The sequence below is a fragment of the Brevibacillus sp. NSP2.1 genome, from assembly GCF_000470975.2.
Classification (GTDB): Bacteria; Bacillota; Bacilli; order Brevibacillales; family Brevibacillaceae; genus Brevibacillus; species Brevibacillus agri.
Map to the genome: position 1 here is coordinate 4,080,411 of NZ_CP048274.1, position 20,721 is coordinate 4,101,131.

At 53.3% G+C, this 20,721-nt stretch carries 18 protein-coding genes and 1 other annotated feature; of the genes, 6 read left to right on the top strand and 12 right to left on the bottom strand.

Annotated features, from left to right (window positions below; all coding sequences use genetic code 11):
* Positions 1 to 2: 2 nt before the first annotated feature.
* Positions 3 to 1,733, top strand: a complete 1,731-nt coding sequence (locus tag M655_RS19775) for a methyl-accepting chemotaxis protein (protein WP_005829341.1) — start codon at positions 3 to 5, stop codon at positions 1,731 to 1,733.
* Between the two features lie 74 nt (positions 1,734 to 1,807).
* Here the strand turns inward: M655_RS19775 and thrS are convergent, their stop codons facing one another.
* From thrS to M655_RS19795, 4 genes are all read right to left on the bottom strand, one after another.
* A complete protein-coding gene (gene thrS, locus M655_RS19780; RefSeq protein WP_007776535.1) occupies positions 1,808 to 3,721 on the bottom strand; it encodes a threonine--tRNA ligase in 1,914 nt (637 codons plus the stop codon).
* A 55-nt stretch (positions 3,722 to 3,776) separates the two neighbouring features.
* Positions 3,777 to 4,040 (bottom strand) — a binding site (T-box leader).
* Positions 4,041 to 4,068: 28 nt separating this feature from the next.
* Positions 4,069 to 4,989, bottom strand: coding sequence for a putative sporulation protein YtxC (ytxC, locus tag M655_RS19785; protein ID WP_007776531.1), 921 nt, complete (start codon positions 4,987 to 4,989; stop codon positions 4,069 to 4,071).
* A 182-nt stretch (positions 4,990 to 5,171) separates the two neighbouring features.
* Positions 5,172 to 6,278, bottom strand: a complete 1,107-nt coding sequence (mqnC, locus tag M655_RS19790) for a cyclic dehypoxanthinyl futalosine synthase (protein ID WP_005836134.1) — start codon at positions 6,276 to 6,278, stop codon at positions 5,172 to 5,174.
* 163 nt (positions 6,279 to 6,441) lie between these two features.
* Positions 6,442 to 6,660, bottom strand: coding sequence for a hypothetical protein (locus M655_RS19795; protein ID WP_005836136.1), 219 nt, complete (start codon positions 6,658 to 6,660; stop codon positions 6,442 to 6,444).
* A 311-nt stretch (positions 6,661 to 6,971) separates the two neighbouring features.
* Here M655_RS19795 and M655_RS19800 point away from each other — a divergent pair, with 311 nt between their 5' ends.
* The gene (locus tag M655_RS19800) at positions 6,972 to 7,538 is read left to right on the top strand and encodes a YqaA family protein (protein ID WP_005836138.1); all 567 of its coding nucleotides are present in this window, start codon (positions 6,972 to 6,974) and stop codon (positions 7,536 to 7,538) included.
* A gap of 74 nt (positions 7,539 to 7,612) precedes the next feature.
* Here M655_RS19800 and M655_RS19805 read toward each other — a convergent pair whose 3' ends face one another.
* Genes M655_RS19805 through M655_RS19815 form a run of 3 tightly spaced genes read right to left on the bottom strand, consistent with a single transcriptional unit; the run spans position 7,613 to position 11,405 of the window.
* Positions 7,613 to 9,424 carry an acyl-CoA dehydrogenase family protein gene (locus M655_RS19805; protein WP_026557745.1) on the bottom strand — a complete coding sequence of 604 codons (1,812 nt, stop codon included), beginning with the start codon at positions 9,422 to 9,424 and terminating at the stop codon, positions 7,613 to 7,615.
* Positions 9,421 to 10,992, bottom strand: coding sequence for a class I adenylate-forming enzyme family protein (locus tag M655_RS19810; RefSeq protein ID WP_005836141.1), 1,572 nt, complete (start codon positions 10,990 to 10,992; stop codon positions 9,421 to 9,423). Before M655_RS19810 ends, M655_RS19805 begins: the two co-directional genes overlap by 4 nt.
* The gene (locus tag M655_RS19815) at positions 10,989 to 11,405 is read right to left on the bottom strand and encodes a MerR family transcriptional regulator (RefSeq protein WP_007776524.1); all 417 of its coding nucleotides are present in this window, start codon (positions 11,403 to 11,405) and stop codon (positions 10,989 to 10,991) included. The genes M655_RS19810 and M655_RS19815 overlap by 4 nt, the downstream gene beginning before the upstream one ends.
* A gap of 182 nt (positions 11,406 to 11,587) precedes the next feature.
* Here M655_RS19815 and M655_RS19820 point away from each other — a divergent pair, with 182 nt between their 5' ends.
* The 3 genes from M655_RS19820 (at position 11,588) to M655_RS19830 (ending at position 12,898) form a co-directional block, all read left to right on the top strand.
* Positions 11,588 to 12,010 carry a cell wall hydrolase gene (locus tag M655_RS19820; RefSeq protein ID WP_026557744.1) on the top strand — a complete coding sequence of 141 codons (423 nt, stop codon included), beginning with the start codon at positions 11,588 to 11,590 and terminating at the stop codon, positions 12,008 to 12,010.
* A gap of 26 nt (positions 12,011 to 12,036) precedes the next feature.
* The gene (gene gerQ / locus M655_RS19825; protein ID WP_025844166.1) at positions 12,037 to 12,456 is read left to right on the top strand and encodes a spore coat protein GerQ; all 420 of its coding nucleotides are present in this window, start codon (positions 12,037 to 12,039) and stop codon (positions 12,454 to 12,456) included.
* Positions 12,457 to 12,589: 133 nt separating this feature from the next.
* Positions 12,590 to 12,898: a hypothetical protein gene (locus M655_RS19830; RefSeq protein ID WP_025844167.1), complete on the top strand. Its 309-nt coding sequence runs from the start codon at positions 12,590 to 12,592 to the stop codon at positions 12,896 to 12,898.
* Between the two features lie 50 nt (positions 12,899 to 12,948).
* Here M655_RS19830 and M655_RS19835 read toward each other — a convergent pair whose 3' ends face one another.
* The 3 genes from M655_RS19835 to M655_RS19845 form a co-directional block, all read right to left on the bottom strand.
* Positions 12,949 to 14,097, bottom strand: a complete 1,149-nt coding sequence (locus M655_RS19835) for a DUF2087 domain-containing protein (protein WP_005836149.1) — start codon at positions 14,095 to 14,097, stop codon at positions 12,949 to 12,951.
* A gap of 129 nt (positions 14,098 to 14,226) precedes the next feature.
* A complete protein-coding gene (locus M655_RS19840; protein ID WP_307723507.1) occupies positions 14,227 to 14,712 on the bottom strand; it encodes a PilZ domain-containing protein in 486 nt (161 codons plus the stop codon).
* A 419-nt stretch (positions 14,713 to 15,131) separates the two neighbouring features.
* Positions 15,132 to 16,382, bottom strand: a complete 1,251-nt coding sequence (locus tag M655_RS19845) for a GNAT family N-acetyltransferase (RefSeq protein WP_005836153.1) — start codon at positions 16,380 to 16,382, stop codon at positions 15,132 to 15,134.
* A 527-nt stretch (positions 16,383 to 16,909) separates the two neighbouring features.
* Between M655_RS19845 and M655_RS19850 the strand changes: the two genes are divergently transcribed.
* Positions 16,910 to 17,485 (top strand): hypothetical protein, encoded by a 576-nt coding sequence (locus tag M655_RS19850; protein WP_152344113.1) that lies wholly within the window; start codon positions 16,910 to 16,912, stop codon positions 17,483 to 17,485.
* A 660-nt stretch (positions 17,486 to 18,145) separates the two neighbouring features.
* Here M655_RS19850 and M655_RS19855 read toward each other — a convergent pair.
* Together M655_RS19855 and M655_RS19860 are read right to left on the bottom strand one after the other, a co-directional pair.
* Positions 18,146 to 19,585: an MDR family MFS transporter gene (locus tag M655_RS19855; RefSeq protein ID WP_007783806.1), complete on the bottom strand. Its 1,440-nt coding sequence runs from the start codon at positions 19,583 to 19,585 to the stop codon at positions 18,146 to 18,148.
* A gap of 197 nt (positions 19,586 to 19,782) precedes the next feature.
* A complete protein-coding gene (locus tag M655_RS19860; RefSeq protein ID WP_025844169.1) occupies positions 19,783 to 20,406 on the bottom strand; it encodes an NUDIX hydrolase in 624 nt (207 codons plus the stop codon).
* Positions 20,407 to 20,721 lie beyond the last annotated feature (315 nt).

A 20,721-nucleotide genomic window follows, 5' to 3' on the forward strand; every position in this document is an offset into this window, starting at 1 on the left:
GCATGCAATTTTTTGCAAAGAAAGCAAAGCCATGGAATGAGTATGTGAAAGCTTCCCACGCAACTGACATTACCGAAGTGGGCGAACGCGTGAAAGAGCGCCTGTCTTTTTTGGGCGTGGATCAGGATACATTGGCGCACGTCAAAGAGGCTGCTACCACGCTTTACCCCTTTAAAGCAGAGATCGTATCCAAGTTTTACCAGTCGATCACTAACGTTCCCCACCTCCAGAAGATCATCCTCGACAACTCCAGCCTGGAGCGGTTGAAAAAAACTTTGGAGGTCCACCTGGAGCAGTTTCTCACAGCAGAAGTCAACCATGAGTACGTGAAAACGAGAATTGTCATCGGGCAAGTTCACAGCCGCATTCATCTGACAGCCGATCATTTTATTTCTGCACACCATCTGCTGATTCAGATCATGACCACGATTTTGATGGAAAAATGGAGCAATCAGCCGCATCAGATGATGAAAATGGTCACCGCTGTGCAAAAATTGGCAGCATTCGATCAGCAACTGATTGTGGAAGTGTATATGGAAGAGACGTTCAAATCGTTTTTGTTCGGCATCTCCGGCATGCTCAACCATATGACCCAGCTCGACACGACGAAGCAGCTTATCTCGGGAATGGACGAGCAGATCGAGGAAAGCCACAGCGTCACCGCCGCAACGGAAGAAATGAGCGCCTCGATTCAGGAAGTCGCCAACCACGCGGTCAAAGTCGCGGAAGGGACAGACGAAGCGGTGCAATCCGCTGAACAGAGCAAACAGATCATCAATGCCGCTCTCGGCGACATCCGCCAGGTGGGCCACGTCTTTGTCGAGGTCATGAGCAGGGTAAACCAGCTCAATCAGGAGATTCATCAGACACAGGACGTCATCCGCATCATTCGGGAAATCGCCGAGCAGACCAACCTGCTCGCGCTGAACGCCAGTATCGAGGCCGCCCGGGCCGGAGAGCAAGGGCGCGGCTTTGCAGTCGTAGCCACTGAGGTGCGCAAGCTGGCCGAGCATACAAAAGAACAGATCAGCCGGATCACAGACAACATGGAGTCGCTGCAACAAGTTTCGAAGCGAGTGACGGAGCAGATGGACAGCACGAGCAAGCTGGTGGAGCGCAGCGTCGGGGAAGCCCAGTTCGCCGATGTCGCCCTGAACAAGATTGTGTCCACCATGCAGGAAATCAGCCAATCCACCTCGCAAATTGCCGCCATGACCGAGGAACAGGCTTCTTCTGTCACGGATATCGCCCACCGCAACTCCACGATTTTTGACCTGAGCACACATTCGCAGCAAATCGCCAAAAACACCGCGCAAATCATTCTCGAACTGAGCCGGAAAATGGATGAGTACCGCAAGACGTTCTTTACGATCAATGTCAAATTGAGCTACAAAGACATCGTGCGCGTGGCCAAAACGGATCATTTGCTGTGGAAATGGAAAATTTACAACATGTTCCTTGGTTTGGAAAACCTGGTCGCCGCAGAAATGGCCTCGCACCATCACTGCCGACTGGGGACGTGGTACTACAGCGACTTGCCGCCGCTTGTGCGCAACAACCCGACCTTCAAAAAGCTGGAGGAGCCGCACAAATTAGTACATTTTTACGCCAAGCAGGCAGTGGAAAAATACCAGGCCGAGGATCTCGCCGGCGCCCAGGAAGCGTACGAGCAGCTTCAACGGGCGTCCCATGAAGTCGTAACACTGCTTACCCGTCTGGAAAATGAGCTGTAGCAGTTGTCGCCACCGTTTTCGCCAAAAACAAAAGGGCCGTTCCCACCGTTCGGGTGAGAACTGCCCTTTTTGCTTTACTTCATTTCGTTGATTTCGGCGCGGATTTTTTCCACGAACTCATCAACGGTCATGGCGCCTTCATCGCCTACTCCCCGTCTGCGTACAGACAGAGTGCCGTCTGTCACTTCTTTTTCCCCGATAACCAGCATGTACGGGATTTTTTGCACTTGCGCTTCACGGATTTTGTAGCCGATTTTTTCGTTGCGCGCATCCAGCTCTACGCGGATGCCAGCTTGTTGCAGCTTTTCTTTGACTTGCTCGGCGTACGGAATGTGCACCTCGCTGATGTTCATCAAGCGCGCCTGGATTGGAGTCAACCAGACAGGGAATGCGCCTGCGTAGTGCTCGATCAGGATGCCGATGAAACGCTCCATGGAGCCGTACATCGCACGGTGCAAGACAACCGGACGATGCTTTTCGTTGTCTTGGCCCACGTAAGTCAGGTCGAACTTCTCCGGCATTTGGAAGTCGAGCTGGATGGTTCCGCATTGGTGACGGCGTTTCAGCGCGTCGGTAATTTGGAAGTCGATCTTCGGTCCGTAGAACGCACCGTCGCCTTCCTTGATTTCATACGGCATTTCCAGTTGCTCCAGCACCTTTTTCAAGGAGCTTTCCGCTGTTTCCCACAGCTCGTCGGAGCCCATGGAATCTTCCGGGCGAGTCGAAAGTGCTACGCTGTATTCAAAGCCGAACACTTTGTAGATTTTGTCGATCAGCTTAATCATGTTTTTGATTTCGCTCTCGATCTGGTCAGGGCGGACGAATACGTGTGCGTCATCCTGGCAGAAGGTGCGAACCCGCAGCATGCCGTTCAGCGCGCCGGAATATTCGTGGCGGTGAACCTGGCCGAACTCGGCATAGCGAATCGGCAAGTCGCGGTAGGAATGCATTGCGTTTTTGTAAATGAGCATGTGTCCTGGGCAGTTCATCGGCTTCAAGGCGTAAGTCGCGTTGTCGACTTCAGAGAAGTACATGTTTTCCTTGTAGTGATCCCAGTGACCGGATTCTTTCCAGAGGCGCTCGTTCATGAGGAACGGCGAGCGCACCTCTGTGTATTGGGCAAGCTGTTGCAGGCGGCGGGAGAACTGCTCCAGCTCGTTGCGGACAGTGAAGCCGTTTGGCAGGTAGAACGGCATGCCAGGCGCTTCCTCGGAGAACATGAACAGCTCCAGCTCTTTGCCCAGTTTGCGGTGGTCGCGCTTTTTCGCCTCTTCGATGAAGTGCAGATATTCGTCCATATCCGCTTTTTTCGGCCAAGCGGTACCGTAGACGCGCTGCAGCACCTGGTTTTCCGCTTTTCCGCGCCAGTATGCACCTGCCACGCTCATCAGCTTGAACGCTTTGATGTAGCCAGTGGACGGCAAGTGCGGGCCGCGACAGAGGTCGAAAAATTCGCCCTGCTCGTACAGGGTGATCGTCGCATCCGCCGGCAAGTCGCGGATCAGTTCCAGCTTCAGATGGTCGTTGAGGTTTTGGAAAATTCTTGTCGCCTCGTCGCGGCTGACGACTCTGCGGCGGATCGGCAAGTCTTCCTTCACGATTTTTTCCATTTCCGCCTCAATCTTGCCCAAGTCTTCTGGCGAGAGCGAGACCGGAATGTCCATGTCGTAGTAGAAGCCGTCTTCGATCACAGGACCGATCCCGAATTTGACTTCGCTGCCGTACAGGCGTCTTACTGCCTGGGCGAGCAAGTGAGCGGTACTGTGACGGTAAACTTCCAAGCCTTCCGGCGAATCGAGGGTCACGATTTCAATTGCTGCGTCATCCTCAAGCGGCGTGTACAGATCCACGACTTTGCCGTCTTTTTTGCCGGCTACTGCTTTTTTCTTCAGGCTCGCGCTGATGGAGCCTGCGATCTCTTCGATGGTGATCCCAGCTTCGTACTGACGGACTGCTCCATCCGGGAACGTTACGTTAATTTGTGCCACCTTGGATTCTTCCTTCCTGTTTGTTGTTTTTGAGAAAATAAAAAACACCCATCCCAGAAGGGACGAGTGTATTCTCGCGGTACCACCCTAATTCAAGTCTGTTTTTACAAAACGGGCCGTGCAAAACGGATGCCCAAACAAACTCCTCATTGACATGGTAACGGTATGGAACCGGCAAGCCGTTAGTAAAAGCGTACGCTTCGTTCCCGGCTGCTACTCGAAGGGGGTAGATCCATATCGTCTCGCAGCAAGCTTCCAGCCAAGGCCCGCCTCTCTAGAGCGATCTCGATATCGTCCATGTCCTTCTCATCGTATTTGTAAGCGATATTCACTCTTGTTGCTGCTAATTATAGTTTAGTCGGATTGTTCCCGTCAAGTACACGTCTTTGCCCAAGGCATAACGAACAGGAATGGCAGGTGATGAGCCTGCTGTCAAAAATGCTGCGGATCGTTTGCACAAGCCCCGGCTTCTCCCCGGCCATGTGCAGAACGATGCTCTCCGGTGCCAGTGTAACCAGCGCGCTGACCAAGTAATCTTCATCGCGGCATTTTTGTTCGTCCATGCTCAGCACGGAATCGAGCTGTTCCAGCCAAAGGCGGTCTCCCTTTTTGTCATAAAGATGGAAAGGTTTGTCCACACTAGGAACAACATGGACCACTTCCTGTTTCACTTCCTGTACGGCGATAAAATAGCGCAGAAGCTCGACAAATTCCTGGTATTGCTTGTCTTCCAAATATTCGTCGATTCCCGATTCGACCAGCTCGAACAGTTCATTCCAATGCTCCTGCAGCCGGAACCTGACGAACCCCAATACGTTGATAGTTCGCTCCTGCTCCAAGTATAAAAAGGCTTTGCGGTAGACGTTTGCCTTTCGAGTCGTGGCGGCCAGCAGTTCGCGTCCGTCCAGCTCGATCTCTCGGCACATGCGCTCAATGTAGGGAAAAATTTCCGGCCATTCTTCTTCCATCTGCTCCGCCGCCAACAGATCGGCAGCCATTTCCTGCATGATCGCCGGCTCTTTGACCTGCGTCACCCACTCCGCCAATGTCAATGCCACAAAAGCTCTCGCCCACTCTATCGTCTGCGCATCGTATTCCTCTTCGCACCAGCTTTGAAAAAGGAACGTGCAGTAGTCGTCCTGTTCCTGCTCCTTGTATGTAATGCGCACCGGGGCAGTATTGACCCGCTCCATCATCTCATTTACGATAACGCGATACGTGCCACTATGCTCAGGGACATTCTCCAGCAAGACGCGAAACGTTTGCATTTTCATCCCCCCAACCGCAATTGTAGTTACAGTATATGTCCCTTTATGGGCGATATACTTTTAAACGATTGGAAACCGGGGATTGGAAGTTGTCCGTGGGGATAGAAAAACACGCTGCCAGATCGTCTGTTCCGCTCTTGCGAAAAGACGATCTGGCAGCGTGTTGCTGAACGTTTTTTCATTTAGTTTTGCATCACAAAATCTCTTTCCGCCATCTCGCCGTCCTTGAACACGCGCAAGATGTCGTACTGGGTGTTGCGCTGCGCCGGGATTTTGCCTGCGCCACGGATCAGTTCGAGAATCTGGTTGGTGTTCACCTTGTAGGTACATGCGGCTGCCGAGACGACGTTTTCTTCCATCATCGTCTGACCGAAATCGTTTGCCCCGTAGGAAAGGGAAAGCTGGCCGTACTCTGGACCCATCGTCACCCAGGAAGCCTGGAGATTTTCGAAGTTGTCCAGCATCAGTCGGCTGATCGCCAGCGTCTTGAGGTATTCCTCCGGCGTGTTGTTCACGGCTTTCATGTTCGTGTTGTCCGGCTGGAACGTCCAGACGATAAACGCCTTGAAGCCGTGCGTCTCGTCCTGTGCTTCGCGAATGCGCATCAGGGATAGCACGCGCTCTTCCATTTCCTCGCCGAAGCCGATGACCATCGTCGCCGTACCTGGCAAGCCGATGCGGTGAGCAGCTTTTTGCGTGTCGATCCACTCTTTCCACGAGCCTTTCAGGCGGGAAATTTTGCGGCGGGTACGGTCGTCGAGAATTTCGCCGCCCGCTCCCGGCAACGAATCCAGCCCTGCGGCCTTCAGTTCCTTGAGCACGTCTTCGACCGTCATGTTGGAAACTTCCGCGATTTTAATCACTTCCGCTACCGACAAGGAGTGCATCGTAATTTGCGGGAAGCGCTGCTTGATCGCGCGCAGCAGGTCGGTGAAATAGTCGATCTTCAGATCCGGGTTGGTCCCGCCCTGCATCAAGATTTCCGTGCCGCCGACGTCAATTGTCTCCTGAATCTTTTGGAAAATAGTCTCTCTGGGCAATACATAGCCTTCGCTTGAACCGGGACGACGGTAAAAGGCGCAAAAGCGGCAATACGTATCGCAAATGTTCGTGTAGTTCACATTTCGGCTGATGACAAACGTGGCAATGGGCTCTGGGTGGTGCTTTTGCATCACCAGATTGGCGTAGTGTCCGATCTTCTCAATTTCATTGCTGGCAAACAGAGCGAGGCCGTCTTCCAGGCCCAGTCGTTCTCCGGCAAGGGCACGTTCCAATATAGCATCGATCATAAGGATCACTCCTCGTACCTTACGTAAATTCCATTCCACATGATATCACAATCGGGACATAACGGCTATAGTTCGGGGTGCTGGCACAAACAGGGCGCGACGATGGTACGACGAAAAACAGCCCCGCCAAAAGCAGGGCTGTCCGTTTCTGTTGCTATAGGTATCATTCATATCCGATCTGCTCATACACTTCCGGTTCCCAATAAATGACGGTTTGCGAAAGTGGCAGATTGGTTTCGCGCGCGCCATTCGGCTGGCCGTTAAAGTAAATGATTTCCGTCACGGCTACCCGATCTCCGCGCACGTCAATTTCTCCCGTCAACTGCAAGCTGGTTCCATCCGGCGCATAAAAAACGACTTTCCCCGATCCCAATGTCTTCATGGGTTCCTCCAATACTGTATGTCCTTCTTTTCTATACTAATGGATATTCTTTCCTATCGTCAATGAAAAAGCGAGGGACTTCTTTACCACCCGCCTCCTCTTCTTCCGGGCCGAATCGCGCAGGACGAATCTCCCCAAAGCGAGAAGACGCCAGGAAAACGTAACCCCCCGGCGTAGAAAAACGTATCCCCTACTGTTGGATCAGCCAATTGGCGGTCTGTGTTTGGACAAAGCGACATATCCTAACTACTGAAATGCGATTTTTTCCTGTATAATGGAAACCCGAGAGGAAACGTCCTAAGGAGATGCTCATGCTCGATCAAATCACACAACTGTTCATGCAATATGGAATATGGGGACTCTTTGGCATGGCATTTTTGGATTCGTTCATCAGTCCGATTCCTCCCTTTTTTATGCAAATTGCGATGAGTCTGCTCGACCCCGGTTCAGCGCTCCGCTTTGCGACCGTGGCCTTTACCGCCTCGATTCTCGGCGCGCCGATCGGCTTTTTGCTCGGCAAATGGCTCGGCAAACCGATTTTGCAAAAGCTGCTTCCGGAAAAATGGGTCGTGGTCGCCACCGAGAAATTCGCCAAAAACGGGGACGCTGCCGTGCTGATCGGCGCTTTTACTCCGATTCCGTTCAAGGTGTTTACCGTGCTGAGCGGCGTGTTCAACTACTCACTGACAAAGCTCATGCTCTTTGCCATCGTCGGCCGGGGCTTGAAATTTTTTCTGATCGGAACCTTGTTTCACCTGTACGGCAAGCATGCCAAAGTGCTGCTGGATGAATACTTGGAGGTCACTCTGCTGGGCGCCGCCGCGCTTGTGGCGATCGGCTGGTTCATCTGGAACAAGCGCCGAAAACGCTATGCCTGAAAAGCTGTCGTGACAACCAAAAACGCCCGGGCGTGCCATGTGCAACTGCCCGGGCGTTTTTTCGCTTGTTTTTTTCAGGTAGCGGAAGCAAAGGCCGTCTGCTGCTGGAGCGCTTCCACCGGGATCGGCTCGCAGTCCAGCAGCTCGCGGAAAAACTGGACGTCCAGCAGTTCGTCGCCTTGAATGCCGCGCTTTGCTTTTGGCGTCAAATGCTTTTGCGCATACAGCTTTGCCAGCACGTATTTGCGCGCGTTGTTGTCTTTGGCCACCTGGTCCTCCGCCTCGCTGACGATGCAGGAGAGCGCGTACAGGTCGATCATGTGGTCGGCGAGCGCCTTCAATTTATATGTCACATAATCAGGCGACTGCCGGAAAAGATAGGAGATATTTTCCTCCAAAACCGCAAGCTCTGCTTGCAATAGCTCGGCAAACGGCTGTGAAAAGGCGTGACGCCAGCCTTCGCTACGGGAGCGCAGCAGCCGGGCGAACACGACATGGCTGTTTTCTTTTTGCATGACGCGCAAAATGTCCAGGGCGAGGATGTTGGACGTGCCCTCCCAGACCGTCAAAACCTGGGCGTCACGCAGCAGGCGCGGCGTAACGTACTCTTCGATAAAACCGTTGCCGCCGTGAATCTCGATCGCCGCATGGGCGGCCTCGACAGCTTCCTCTCCGGTCCGGTATTTCAGCAAAGGAATCAGCAGCCGGGCGAGCGCCATGTCTTCGCGGCTTCCCGAGCCATCCTGCAGGCGGTCGTACACGGCAATCATGTCAAACACCGCGCCAGTGCTCACTTCCGTATCGAGCAGCAGGCTGACCAGCATCTCTCTGACCATCGGATATTGGTCGATCGGGTTTTGGAATGCCCGGCGCTGGCTCGCGTAATATTTCGCTTCGTACAGCGCCCGACGCATAATGCCGATGGATGCCACCGCGTTGCAAATGCGCGACAGGTTAAGCGCCTCCGCCATGTATTTGAAGCCGTTTTCCGGCTGGCCGATCAAGTAGCCTTCCGCTCCATGGAGCAGGATCTCGGCAGACGGCACCGCGTTCACGCCGAGCTTATCCTTCAGGCGCCGCACCTCGATCTGATTGCGCGTCCCATCCGGCTTGAGCCACGGGACGAGAAACAGTCCCAGCCCTTTTGTGCCCGGCTTGCTCTCGTCGATTCGCGCCAGCACGGTGGCGACCATCGCCCCTGCATTGCTCGCGAAAAACTTTTCGCCTGTCAGCCGATAGACGCCAGACTGCCCCTCCACGGGCTTCGCCACCGTGAGATTCGCTCCCACATCCGAGCCGCCCTGGCGCTCCGTCAGCCAGGTCGCGCCCTCGTACAACCGGGTGCGATCCCGCGAGGTCAGTCCGCTGAGATACTGCTTTTTCTGCGCGTCGCTTCCGTAGCGGTCGATCAAGTACGCCGCCGACATCGTGAGCGTGACAGGGCAATAAAAGCCCGGCTCGGTCTGGCTGACGAGATAGCCCATCAAGAACGAATAGCTGTAGGGCGCCTTGCGTCCAAGCTCCGGAATGTCGTGGTACAAATAGCTGACAATCCCCGCTCCGTACACGTCCGCCACCGTTTCCTTGTAGCCTTCGTTCGTGATGATCTCCGAGACGTCCTCGCCCAGCCGGTTGTATTTGCGCAGGCGCGGCTTGCCTTCCCGATCCGTATAGGCAGCCCGCTCTTCCAATGGCCCCGCCGCTTGTGCTCCCAGCCAATGCAGTTGCTGTGTCGCCCACTCGTGCATGGCGGCAGGCAAATAGCGTTGGAGCAAATAATGAAGATTTGGATCGGCGGCGAAAAAGTTTTGCTCGCTGCCCGGGCGCGGATGAGGGATGTTGTCACTGTACCGGCGCTGGTCGATTTTCGCTTGCAGCTCGCTCATGTCAGCTCCACTTCCTTTTCCGAGGTCGAATCGCGCAAGACGTGCTTGAGCACTTTTCCGCTCGTATTTCTCGGCAACTGAGGAATGACTGCCACCTGCCGCGGCAGCTTGTAATCGGCGAGATGGCCGCTCAAAAAGCCGCGCACCTCCGCCAGCCAATCGCGGTTCGCGTCCACGTCCGGGCGCAGCACCAGATAGGCGGTCACCGTCTCGCCCCACTCCGGATGCGGCAAGCCTACGACGGCCACTTCGGCAATCGCCGGATGGCGCTCCAGCAGTTGTTCAATTTCCTTCGGGTAAACATTGATCCCGCCCGTAATCATGACGTCTTTTTTCCGGTCGATGATCCACAGGAAGCCGTCCTCGTCGAAGCGCCCGATGTCCCCCGTGTAAATCCAGCCGTCGCGCAGCGTCTCTATGGTCGCTTCGGGGGTGTTGTAGTAGCCCTTCATCGAGCCTTCGCCGCGCACGCGCACTTCGCCGGGGGTACCCGCCGGGACGGGAAGGCCGTTTTCATCCACGACTTCCACTTCGGCAAACAAAACGCCGCGGTTCCCGACACTGCCCACCTTGTCCGGGTGCTCGCGATGCAGCAAGCGCGTGCCAGTAGGCCCGGCTTCGGTCAGGCCGTAGACGCACGCCAGTTTGTCCCGCCCGTATGCCTGCTCCATCTGCGTAGCCATTTCCTTGGACAAAGGAGCGCCGCCGTACATCCAATATTCGATCGACGACAAATCGTACTTGGCAAACTCGGGATGCTTCATCGTCAGCAAGTAGGCAACTGGCGCCCCGAAGAAATGCGTAATCCGGTGTTTTTGCACGAGCGACAAAAGCAGCTCCGGAGAAAAGGTGAGCGCCATCACCTGCGTCGCTCCCACCATCAGCCCCGAGATGAAGAACAGATGCAGCGGTGCGGAATGGCTGAGCGGCATGAGCTGGAGAATCCGCGAACGATGCTGGATCGACAGCTCGATCGCCATCATCTTGGCGACGGTCAGCAAGCTTCTGTGCGTATAGAGCACACCTTTTGGCCGCCCGGTCGTGCCTGACGTGTACAAAATGCTGACTTCGCTGTCTTCCGTCAGGTCGGGAGCGTCCGGGTTGATCGCAAATTCATCCAGCCGCGTCAGGACGTCTTCTTCCGTCTCCCAGGCCGCGGTCCCTACCCACGCTCCCTGGCTGTTCCCCGTCTTGATCGCGATCAGCCCTGGCTCCTCTTCGATCCACTCATTGACGGCATGGACGAGAGCTTCGTGAACGATCAGCGCTTTTGCCTGTGCGTGCTCGCAAATATAGCGCACCTCTTCCTTCGTCGACCGCGCATTGATCGGCACGACAAGCGCGTGGCAGCGAATGACGGCTATGTAAAAGAAAGCAAACTCCGGGCAGTTCGGCAGCATCAGCACGACGCGATCGCCCGGCTCGACCCCTTGCTGTCTCAAGCGGTAAGCCCACCTGCTTGCGATCTCGTTCCACTCGGAAAAAGTAACTTCCACCTCTCCCGCAACAAGCGCAGGCTTGTCGGGATATTTGCGTCCGTTGGCAGCAAGCAAAGCTGATACGTTCATCGTTTTCCCTCCCCATGTTCTTCCAGCAGTTTTTGTTCGAATCCTCGCTTGTAGGCGAGAATGTCTTCCCTCAGTTGGCCCAGCTCCCTGATTTTTTCATCAATCTCCGCGAGCTTCTGGTTGCCGTACTCAATCGCGCGCAAAAGCTGGGCGCGTCCGCTGCGGTCCTCGCCAAACAGCTCGATCATCTCGCGAATTTGCTCCAGGGAGAACCCGAAGCGCTTTCCCCGCAAAATCAAGCGCAGCCTGGCCCGGTCCTGGCGGCTGTAGTACCTGATTCCCCGCTCCGTTCGCGCCGGCAAAATCAAGCCGACTTCCTCGTAGTAGCGGATCGTTCTCGTGCTGACATCCAATTCTTGGGCAAGATCAGAGATCGACCATGATGTTCGCTTTTCGTCGGCTTCTCTGTTCATGTACGCCTGCTCCTTCACGACACTTTTTAAATATTCAGAAATAATTGACTAACCATATTTTACCTCCCGTTTACGTTAACGTCAACGGAAGCTTCCTTGCTGCGAAAAAATTCGTAGGAACATTCACCGATCTGTTATACGCCCATATATTGTCATTGTGAGTTTTAGGAGGAGGTGAAGCAATGGCCGTCATCAAAGCGAACAGTAATGACGTCGATATGCTTGCCCGATTGATCCGCGCTGAAGCCGAAGGAGAAGGCGAGCTGGGCATGCTCATGGTCGGCAACGTCGGCGTGAACCGCATTCTCGCCAACTGCCTCGATTTTAAAAACATTCGGACGATGCGCGATATGGTGTACCAATCTCCCGGCGGGTATGAAGCCGTCCAAAAACCGTACTTTTACCAGCGCGCCCGCGATCGGGAAAGACGTTTGGCCCAGCGCACAATTAACGGGGAGCGAACCCGTCCCGCCACCAATGCGCTTTGGTTTTACCGCCCGACCGGAAACTGCCCCCCTACCTGGTGGAATCAGGCGAATTCCGGGCGTTACAAGGCGCACTGCTTCTACGTTCCCTCACGAGAGGATTGTCCGCGCGTTTACTAGCAGATAGATAAAGGAGCGAGTTCATCATGAGTCAGCAAATCCCCTACCAACCTTATCCATACGGGTATGACATGTATCCTTCCACCCAGTTTCCCTACGGGATGCAGCAACAGCAGCCGCAATTGGTTCCTATGCAGCCAAGCGGCGCGCTGATCCCCGGCACGCCTTACACGCCTGGGCAAGTCATGGAAGAATCGTACATCGAAAACATTTTGCGCATGAATCGCGGCAAAGTGATTACGGTTTACCAAACGTTTGAAAACAACAGCCAATGGAACGCCAAAATTTTCCGCGGCGTGCTGGAGACAGCCGGGCGCGACCACATCATCCTCAGCGACCCGCAAACAGGCAAGCGCTACTTGCTGCTCATGGTCAATACCGACTACATCACGGCAGACGAAGAACTGAACTACATCCCTCCTTCTCTTCCTCAAGGGGTTCGCTAAGCTTTGGCCTCAAGCCCAAAAGGATAGCTTCCGTCTGCACGCCGGACGGAGGCTGTCTTTTTGTTATAATAAGGAGAACGACCAAGCTCGCAAGCGATGCGAGCCAGCTTGAAAAGGAAGAGGATGAGACTTCGTGGCATTTGGCATTTCGCGATTAGAGCTGAACCAGTGGAAACAGGCCGTACAGCGCGGGGAAATCGCTTTTTTGACCCATTACTGGCTGGACCCGCGTTTTCCCGGGATAAAGACGGTGACGAAGGTAGGCTGTGCCGACACGCAAAAGCTGGCGGACTGGTGCACAGCGAACGGGCTGAACCCCGCCTATATCCACCATCGCCAGCCGTTTCCCCACTTTGACCTGATCGGGCCCAGACAAAAAGAGATTTTGCAGCGGACAGGGCTTTGCGACCATCTGGAGCGCTTTCGCCTGCTGGACGACTAAACGGCAAACAGGCCGCCCGCAAAAAGGCAGCCTGCTGCTGATCGGCCCCACTACATCCGCTTTTCCTGATGGTAGCCGCGCTCGTTGTACGGAGCGAGCTTCTCCACCCATTTTTCTTCCAGTTTTTCCAAAGCATCCTTGACATCTACATTCGGGTCGTCCTGGTGCTTCAGCACTTCCAGCACCTCGAACTCGAACGCGTCCGCCCCCAGCTCGTTCCATTCCTTTTGCAGTTCGCGGTTCGGATGCGAGCCGTGCTGCAGCATGAATTTTTTCCCGTTGATCGTTTTTAAGTTCGCGCTGCTCGCCACCAAAATTTTGCCGTTCACCTTGTTGCGAATCTGGTAGACTCCCGCTTCGCTTTTGACTTCTTTGTACATCTGCTTGAGCGCTTGCTTGCGATTCGCAGACTTCTCCTCCTGCGCCTCTTCGCCGCTGTCCTGATCCGTGCGCCAGTAGGCACTGCCATCTGCCTCTCTGGTCAAAAAGCCGTAATCGATCAAATACCGCCGCAGCGTGACGTAATCGGCGCAGACAGCTTGCAAAATGTCATTGACTTCCTGCTCGCTGTAAATTTTGTCCGGCGCAAAGTGCTTGGCGACTTCGCGGCAAACGACGAGCCTGTGCTTGTGCTTGCGCGGAATCCGGTCCAGAGCATGGCTTCGCCCCTGCGGAAAATATTTTTGCAAAATCGCTTCATACTCGGCAGAGCCGGACTCCACCTGGACTTCCTCCTGCTTTTGCGGCTTCCCCTTTTTCGCGGCAGCAGGCGGGCCGTCCTGATCCGCTTCGCGCAGCAGCTCCATCAGCGTCAAAAACACTTTTGCCTGCCGCTCCTTTTCCTTTAGCGCAAAGCGATGGTTGCGGATCGTAGAAGCGCTGCCAATGCCCAGCTCCGCCTGCACCTCGGCGTCTGACTTGCCGGCAAAAAACAGACGCAGCAGGCTTGCCTGATGGTCGGAAAGCCCGCTCAGCCGTTTGTCCAGCCCGCTCAGATGGGCAAACACCGATTCATGCTCTTGCTCGATATGGTGGCGCATATAGCGAGACGCTTCGAACAGGGCGCCGTCGACCGGGTAAATGATGCCTTTTTCCACTTGCTCCCCACACAGCAGGCACAAGTAATCGTGCGTCCGCTCCACAAACCCTTGCTTGGCTTCCTGCAAAGATGCGTTCCAAAACTGTTCCATCACGTTCAAATCAAACACATCCTCAATTCGTTTGTTTTATTATAGGCAATTTAACACTATGTTTGTTTTATGTCAAAAGAAAAAAGCTCCATGCCGCGCAACTGCGCAAACAAGGGAGCTTTTTGTCTATCGCCTCCGCTATGCTTTTATCGTCTCCAAAGTCTGGCTGACGAGGGCAAGCTCTCGCAGGAAGGCTTGCCGATCACCCTTCCAATAGTTTCCCTCTGTTATTCCCCGATTTTGCCGATAGCGAATCGCCAGCCGGTTCACCAATCGACTGACCTCCAGATGCCGGATTTCGTCCATCGTGAAAAAAACCCCATATTCATAAAACGCCTGCTCCCACAAGCGGGAGCGCACCACATGTCCGTATATTTTCAGCGGGACTGCGCACAGCTTCATCTCAAACTGCAGGACGAGCTGATCGCTGGCAGGCATTTTGAGGTGAGACAAAAAACACAATCCTCTTGCCCCGATATCCTGAACCAATACCTTCGAACTACCAATTTCCATGGTTCTTCCTTTTACCAGGACAATAGTCATGTCCGCACAGAGGGGATACTCCAGCTTCAGTCTGAAATGTTCGCGTCGATTGCCCTCTGGTCTACCTGCCATTGTCCCCATCTTCCTTTACATTGTACTTCGGCCAAACAGTCAAGTGAAGCGCTTTTACGCGTCCGGCACCAGCTTGCCTCTGCCGCTTATTCGCAAGCGTCGCCATCGACTGGAAGCGCTTATGCCGCAAAAGAAAAACAAGCGTCGTTATAGCTGACGCCTCGCTTATTTTTTCTGCTTCTTGTGCCGTATTTCCTGCAACTTTGTGCCAAATTGTTCCCACAGCTCTCTTTGGTCATACTCGATCGAGTCGCGCTTTTCCAATCGAAAGAGGAGCTTTATCACAAACCAGACAACCAGCAAAAAAGCAAAAAAGATGACCATGGTAAAATAAATCATAAGTTCCGCCCCCTCCCCATTTGTTACCAAGATATGGGGAGGAGCAAAATAAGATTACCATTCGTGGCAAAATAATGACAATTCCAAAATTAAAAAGCGGTCATACTCTGCGGCTTCTGCGCGGAGGAAAAGAGCCGATCCAACTGCGGCAAGAAAGCTGTATCGTCCAGCTCGACCATTCCGTACTCGTACAACTTGCTGAAACGGACAACCCCCATCACGAGCGAGGAGAAATCGGAAATGTCCAGTTCGACCGACACGTCGGCTTGTCCATCGCGGGCGACATGAGCCTGTCCGTGCTGGAACTGCACCAGCCACGTCCCTTCGTTTTCCGGCAGGAACGAATCGCGCACGGTCAGGCGCAAGCTTATTGTCTCTGCGCCAAAGCGATGCTCGGCGAGCTGGCGGAAAAAGCCCGGCACGTCAATCACCCGGTACATCAGCCCGACTCCCGAGACATGGCTCTCATGGTAGACGCCGGGCAAAAGCCTGTCGGTGCCATTTCCCGGGTCAGACAAGAGCAGGTGAAAATCTTCGTCAGGCGTCGTCAAGACGATCCGCTGGATTTGGTCTGCCTGACTGTGCAGGAACGAAAGGAGCTGGGCCAGCGATTCGCGCGACTCGTACAAAAGCTCCTTGACCACGAGGTTGTTGTAAATCTTGTTTTCCGCGTGAGCGCTTTCAAATTGGAAGGCGATATAGCCTGTCAGCTTGCCTTCTTTCTGGACGCCGACCACGACTTTTTCCGGCACGTTCAAGAGGCTGTCGATATCCCGCTCCGTCCGCCGGATCATCCCGTGCGTCTGCCGGGCAACGCGCTGGTAGCAGGCCAGCACCTGCTCCTTGTCTTCTTTTTTTAAGTACACGATCTGTTCCTTGCCTGTATAGGGCAGGCTCGCCGGCTTGAATTTGTATTGATAGATTTTGCTGCCTGCGCCAAAGCCCATCTGCTTGTAAAAATCGACACGAAACGGATAGAGCGAGACGAGCGGAATCCCCCGCTCCCGATAAGCCGAGAGGAATCCATGCAGCATCGCTTTTGCGACCTTTTCCTTTTTGTGCAGCAGGTCCACGGCCACCGTACCGATTCCCCCCGTCAGCAGCGGGATGCCGTACACATACATGGAAAGGTCGTACCACTTCATGATCCCTACGAGCCGACCATCCCGATAGCACCCGTGATAGCTGACATTCGGGTCATTTTCCAGCGTGCTTTTGACGCGTTCTGCGAACTGCTGTCTGCTTTCCGTCCCCAGGAGGTTGCTTCCCGGATAGGCCATGGCGGCTATTCTGACTACCTCGTCAATATCGTTTCGAGAAACAGGGCGAATCTCGTCCATCGTCACACACTCCTGTCTGTACACGCTCGAATGAACTTCCGTCTAAAAAAATTTTATAGAATCATAGTGGGGCATGGCAACATATTTTTGGATATTTTGGAAAACTCCCTATTCAGCCACCTTTGTCTGTCTACCGCAAAAAGCGCCGACCGGGCGGCCGACGCCTAGATTATGCAGCTAAAGAGAGTAACGCATTCATTAATTAAATGAATTCATCCATTAAATCAATTAAAGAAATAATGTTCAGAATATAAAAACTTCATAATTTTACATATTTCTACGTTTTTTCCATCAAATCTCCTTTAATATATAAAATATATTCTATATCATCCAAAAATATGCAAGAGGGGTTTGTTGCTGCACTTTCTCTTACGCTGTCTTTAGCTACTTCAATTTCTCCGACATTTGCCGCTGACGAAGGAAAGAAAATAGTTCAACCAAATCTAGACGAGAACTTTTGGAACGACTATAATTCTTGGTTAGCGAATCGAATACGCATAAAAGGCAATGATTCAGGTGGATCAGGTATGACATTAGGGGTCGATAGCACCCTATATTATACAACTTCAGGAAGTTTCACAAAAAGAACCCAATATAACGGTACTGCAGGTGGTAATTACTACACAACAACTTCAAGTGGCGGAAAGTTACTTGGCTGGGGAACTACCTCTGGTTTAGGGTATGCCGAAGTTCAGACGTGGGTTGGCCCAGAGTTTACACCGCAAGGATCCGGATCTAAAACAGCGTATATTTCATTTTATGGTAGAAGATATGGTGCAATGTTAGGATCAGGCACTTCTCAATATAAAATAGTCGGTGCTGTTAAGGACTTAACGACAGGGGCTATCATTGGAGAAGTTGAACTTGATAGTGCTACTCTAACAGGGTCACAGACTGTTAGAAATTATGAAGGATCATTTCCAACAAAATCTGTTTTAGCTGTATTAGAAGGCGGGCATCGCTATCACGCATTTATACGTTTGTCTGCATCTTCTGATTCAAACGCTAATATGGCTGCAAACTTTGGATTCGATAAAACTTACTATTATAACGGCAGTACCCCTGGCGTATTCCTTGATAAAGTTTTCGTCGACTTTAAATAAGCAATATTCAAAAACACCAAAGCTTTTGGTGTTTTTGAATATTATTATCTAATTTTAAAACGAATATGACATTGCGCTGTCAGTTAATCAATAAGATTTAATTATACGGCTTGAGCATGGTACCTCTGCGATATAACTTCCGGAATCAGGACCAGTTATGTACCGTCAGTCTAATTAGCTTCCTTTTCTAGCTACTCCCGTTAATTCGAATGAATATTCAGCGAATTATACACTTGAAAAAACACACATCGCGGTATATAAGTAAGTACCTGGAAACTTTTGAAAAGGTGTTGATGATAATGAACAAAACTCCCCAGAAATTATTACTGTATGTTGGATATGCAGGTTTGATTATTTTGAGCATGATCGTATTGATCGGTTTTTTTAATTATATTCGTACTTCTTAGCATAACGGAGTAAAGACCATATCTATTCGAAGAACATGGAGAAATGGGAAAACCTCCGCGCAGGATTAATCCAGCGTGCGATTGTTTGCCCCTCTATTCAATCCCGTAGTGAGTATCACTTTGATCGGAAAAGTCTTGCCCCATTAAAATCACTCCTGCCGTTAAACATAAAGCCGGTTACACCATAAGGTTTGGTGAAAACCGGCTTTATTTGATGCCAGGAGCTCATTAGCTGCTGGTATCCCTTATACGGCTATTGGCTCTGTGCTTGCTGCTTTTGGCTTCTGGCGATCAAAAGCGACAGCAGGAAGCAGCCTACGGCAATCACAAGGGCGCCTGTGAAGACGACGTGAACGCCGGAGGCAAGCACGTCGCGGATCGCTGCCAGCTCTCCGGCAGGGAGGGAGCCTGTTTCAAAGGAAGCTCCCAGGTTCGCATGCCCCCCTGCTACCGTCATCAGGTTGAACAGCATGCCGAAAACGGCCGCCCCGAACGTTTGGCTGAAGGTCCCTGTGAACGTGTTGAGCGCGACGGCTGTGCCGCGTTTGTCCACGGGGACCGACGCCTGGATTTTGACCATCACGATCGGGCTAATCAGCCCCATGCCGAGGCCGATCAAGCCTACGGCCACGTAAATCAAATAGCCGGCCGAGTGCGAGGACAGGATGGTCAGCAGCGTGGCGGCAACGGTCAAAATGGCGGTCCCGCCCGTAATCAACTGCTCGGCGCGCAGCTTGCCCAGCAAGTTGCCGGAAAGCACCGAGCCAATCGTCCAGCAGACCGGCATCGGCGTCAGGACGAAGCCCGCCATCGTCGCGCTTTCGCCCAGCACGCCCTGGCTCCAGATCGGCAAGTAGACGACCATGCTGATGACGATGCCGTTGGTGAGGAAGGTGAGCATGTTAATCATCGTGACATTGCGGTTCGTCAACAGCGAGAGCGGAATCAGCGGCTCCGGCGATTTCTTTTCCACCGAAACGAACACCAGATAGGTCACTGCCGCAAAGACGATCAAGGAAATCGTCACCGGACTGGTCCAGGACTGATGCTGGCTGCCCGTCAACAGCGCGTACAAAAGCGCGATCGTGCCCACGGTGAAGATCAGCGCCCCCGGGTAGTCGATATGGCGCTTCGCTTTGGCCAGCAGCTTCTCGCGGTAAAACCAGACCAGCATGAAAAAGGACACGAGTCCGAATGGCAAATTCAGAAAAAAGATATAACGCCAGGAAAGCGTATCAACCAAAAAGCCACCGACCAGCGGCCCTGCGACGCCTGACAGCCCCCAGACAGCGCTGATCCAGCCCTGAGCCTTCGCTCTCGCCGTCTGTTCCGTGTACAAGTCGCCGATGATCGTCATCGTAATCGGCATTACGGCGCCAGCACCCAAGCCCTGGATCGCCCGGAAGACGATCAGTTGGCCCATCGTCATCGCCACGCCGCATAGCGTGGAGCCGAGCAAAAAGATGCCGATCCCGATCAACAGCACATTTTTGCGTCCAAACAAGTCAGCGAGCTTTCCGTAAATAGGCGCAGACACGGCTGTCGCCAGCATGTAGATGGCGTACACCCAGCTCACTAGCTCGAATCCTGACAAATCGCTGGTAATGCGCGGCACGGCTGTACTCACAATCGTCCCTTCCATGGCGGCCAGGAAGGTCGAGAGCATCAGCGCGACCATAATCTTTACTCTCATCTCGATCTCCTCTCTCTATCTACACACGAGCTCGATTCGCCGAAAAGCGTTGTCATAGTATAACACAAAACATTGCTTACCTACGAAACAAAAAAGGCGTTCAAACACTTTGCAAAAAGCGGCCAGCAACCGTCTCCATCGCCAGACAGGAAGCCGGAAAAGGGCGCGGCGCTTTGCGGGCGGCGCCGTTCCTTTTGCTACTCGTTCCAACTTTTGATGGCGCGAAACACCGCTTCGTAATAATGCGTTTCATGGGGAACAAAAGCGCTCTCGTCCACTTGTACATTTGCCTCACAGCGGCGCCCTGCCTCGTCGGTCAAAAACCCTTGCGCCTCGACATGCGGCAGTTGGCCCGCAAACAGTTGCTCCAACTCGTGAAGCTTCACCCAGAAAAGCCCGGTGACCTCATCGGCCTGCAAGCGATACTCGTGCAGCGGCTGGTCGCAGGCGATGGCGAACACGTGGCACAGCTCCTTGTCGATAATCCCTGGCGAAGTCATCACATCGGAAATCACGCCGATCTCGCGCAACTGCTCAAATGGCACGGCCAGCCCAAGCTCCTCCTGCAATTCGCGCACCCCGTCACAGGACTGCTCTGCGGCGAGCAAATGACCTGCCGAAGTAATGTCGAGCAGATCGGGACACGTATCTTTTTGCGGATGTCTTTTCTGGAACAGAAGTTCTACCTGTCCAGCATGAATCCGGTAAATCCAGCAGTGAAACGTTTGATGCCAGTAGCCGAGACGGTGTACGTCGCTGCGCGCCTCCACCCCGATGTGGTTGCCCGCACCGTCAAAAATATCCAGAAGCTCTTCCTTCACTCTCTCCACCTCATTCGTGCGTCGGTTTCGTTGTCTCTACCACCTTACCAGTTGGAAGGGACGCTGGCTACTGGGTTGTTGGCGAATCTCTCCATTCGACAGGGGACTTGCGCGAGGCGAACGGGGCTCCCGGACTGTGCAGCCCGTACTTTCCTCCCGGTGACGAAGAAAGGGACAGCGCTGTTGCGCCATCCCTTTTGCTCTGTCGTAATTTGCCATTCGTTATTGAATCGTCACTTCGTCCAGCATCGGGTACCCGACCGGGCTCAGCCAGAAGCTTTGACGTCCTTGGCCGTGACCGACACGTGGTCGATG